This window comes from Roseibium sp., assembly GCF_050301095.1.
GTDB lineage: Bacteria > Pseudomonadota > Alphaproteobacteria > Rhizobiales > Stappiaceae > Roseibium.
The window spans coordinates 1-2705 of record NZ_JBNKYW010000197.1; the positions used below are offsets into that span (position 1 = coordinate 1).

Annotated in this window: 3 protein-coding genes; all 3 read left to right on the top strand. The window is 61.7% G+C overall.

What is annotated here, in order from left to right:
• The first annotated feature begins 337 nt into the window (after nt 1-337).
• The gene (locus tag ACQY7U_RS17905; protein ID WP_428647250.1) at nt 338-1240 is read left to right on the top strand and encodes a LysR substrate-binding domain-containing protein; all 903 of its coding nucleotides are present in this window, start codon (nt 338-340) and stop codon (nt 1238-1240) included.
• A 170-nt stretch (nt 1241-1410) separates the two neighbouring features.
• On the top strand, nt 1411-2061 hold the full coding sequence (locus ACQY7U_RS17910; RefSeq protein ID WP_428647253.1) for a TetR/AcrR family transcriptional regulator: 651 nt from the start codon (nt 1411-1413) through the stop codon (nt 2059-2061).
• 105 nt (nt 2062-2166) lie between these two features.
• Nucleotides 2167-2705: NAD(P)-dependent oxidoreductase (locus ACQY7U_RS17915; RefSeq protein WP_428647255.1), on the top strand; the 539-nt coding region annotated here is incomplete at its 3' end.

Consider the following 2705-nt stretch of genomic DNA (forward strand, 5'->3'; position numbering starts at 1 on the left):
TCTTCGGCAAAAATGTCGAACACCCGTTCGCGGGTTTCCGGATCGAAGGAAGCCGGGCAATTGTCCCGCAGCCAGTAATAATTGAAATACGCGGTTTCGCCGTTCTTCAGCGGAACTTCCAGGCCGTTCTCGCCCAGCAAAGCGCCGGTTTCACCTGTTCCGAGCATTCTCTTCCTCCGATTAACTTAATCACAAAGCCTTCAGGAATTACGGAGGATGGCTTTGACCAACCGCCTAACTTGACTGTCTTTTTCGGGAAATAGCGCTTGCAGGACCGATTTGAAAAGATGATAAAAACGCAAGATAACTTAATCAGAATCTAAACTTGAACCGCTCCATGAAACGACTGCCGCCGCTCCGCCTGCTAAATGTCTTCGAAACGGTCCAACGGGCCGGCAGCGCCAAACAGGCCGCGGCCGAACTCAATGTCTCGCAGTCCGCCATCAGCCAGGCGCTGCGGCAACTGGAAGAGCACATCGGCACGGCGCTTTTCGACCGCAGCACACGCCCGGCAAGGCTGACGGAGGCCGGTGACATTCTTCTGAAGGCGGTCGTCGAAAACCGGGAACGGTTGAGCGAGGCAATCGGCGACATACATGCGCTTGCCAGTCACGCGGGCGCCTCGGTCACCGTCGCCTGTACCATAGGCTTTGCCACCTACTGGCTGATGCCCCGGCTGGAGGCCTTTTATCTCGACCATCCCGACATCGTGGTGAATGTCCAGACGACACAACTGGAAGCGCCGCGTATGGCACCCGGCACAGACATCGCGATCCGCTTCGGCGGCGGCAAGTGGAGCGACGGCGAGACGCAACATCTCTTCGATGAACTGATTGAGCCGGTCTGTTCGCCAAATCTCTCAGAACGCCTTGCGGGAGAAAGCAAGGATCTCGCCACCGTCCCGCTCATCCATGTGGACTTCCCGGACCCCAACTGGATGACCTGGTCCGACTATTTCGCCCACACCGGCCAGAAGCCGGCCAAGTCCGCAAAAGGCCTGAGGTTCTCGAACTATGTCCAGGCCGCCCAGGCGGCCCTGTCCGGCCGGGGGATCATGCTGGGCTGGCGCTCGACCAATGGCGACCACGTCAAACGCGGCCTTCTGGTCCCCTTCGGCCTGCCGGTGATGCACCCGAACAGCCGTTTCTACATTTCCCTGTCGCACCGCAGCCGCAATCCGGACACGGCGCAAGTCGTGATCGATTGGCTGAGGAAGACGGCAGAGGCCGAGATATCCTGAGCGGACGGCAGACTGCATCGGATACCTGCTCCGCTGAAAACGCAAATTTTCAAACCCACCCTCTTGACCTCACTGTGCTGCAGTGCCATAACCACAGCCGAACCGTACCGTACGGTTCACCACTGAATTCAACCTGCCCCTCAGGGCACTGCCGGACCGATCTGAGACACATGCCTGCCGCCGCCTATGACATCGCCACATCCCGCCTTGACGCCGCGCCCGAGTTTTCGCCGCGCCAGCAAGTGGTGTTGCAGCATGCACTGACGCTGCTGGTGGAAGGCGGCGAAAAGGCGCTGACGACCGCCGGTCTTGCCCGCACGGCAAGCTGCTCCAAGGAAAGCCTCTACAAGTGGTTCGGCGACCGGGACGGCCTGCTGGCCGCCGTCGTCGCCTTCCAGGCAAGCCAGGTGCAGTTCCCCTCCGAAGCCGGCGCGACGGCGGACGCGGCGACCTTCCGCGCCCATGTCACCGCCTTTGTCGAGGCCCTGCTGGGCGTTCTCTTTTCCGAGACCTCGCTGGCGCTCAACCGCCTGTCCATCGGACAGAGCAACACCAATTCCAACCGGCTCGGCCAGCTGCTGCTGGTGCGCGGCAAGCACATGATTTCCGCCCGCGCCCGCACCATGCTGGAAAGCGGCCGCCGCCACGGCCTTTTGAAATTCGACCAGGCGGAGGATGCCTATCAGGTGCTCTACGGCCTGGCTGTGCGGGACGTGCACATCCGCCTGCTTCTCGGCGAGACTGCCAGCCCGGCCGAAAAGGACCTGAAATCCCAGGCCGAAACGGCCGTTGACCGCTTTTACCGGCTGTTCGGGGCGTAACGCCCCGGTCACCGGACAAACTGGGACCACCAGACACAACAAGACCGGCATCAAACCCGGCCTGACAGACAACAAACAGAATGCAAACGGGAGAAAGGACACCCCATGCGCGTTTATTATGATCGTGACGCCGATCTGAACCTGATCAAATCCAAGAAGGTCGCCGTCATCGGCTACGGCTCCCAGGGCCGCGCCCATGCGATGAACCTGAAGGACAGCGGCTGCACCGAAATCGCCGTTGCCCTGCGCGAGGGTTCCACCACGGCCCTGAAGGCCGAAGCCGACGGCTTCAAGGTCATGACCGTGGCGGATGCTGCCGCCTGGGCCGACCTGATGATGATGGCCACGCCGGACGAACTGCAGGCCGACATCTACCGCGACCACATCGCCGCCAACATCCGTGACGGCGCCGCGATTGCCTTTGCCCACGGCCTCAACGTTCATTTCGGCCTGATCGAGCCGAAGTCCACCGTCGACGTTCTAATGGTCGCGCCGAAGGGCCCGGGCCACACCGTGCGCGGCGAATATCAGAAGGGCGGCGGCGTGCCGTGCCTGATCGCCGTCCACCAGGACGCTTCCGGCAATGCCCATGACCTCGGCCTGTCCTACGCCTGCGGCGTCGGTGGCGGCCGTTCCGGCATCAT

Excerpts from the sequence above, each read along its gene's own strand:
- ACQY7U_RS17905 (WP_428647250.1), top strand. The coding sequence starts at position 338 with ATGAAACGACTGCCGCCGCTCCGCCTGCTAAATGTCTTCGAAACGGTC.
- ACQY7U_RS17910 (WP_428647253.1), top strand. The coding sequence starts at position 1,411 with ATGCCTGCCGCCGCCTATGACATCGCCACATCCCGCCTTGACGCCGCG.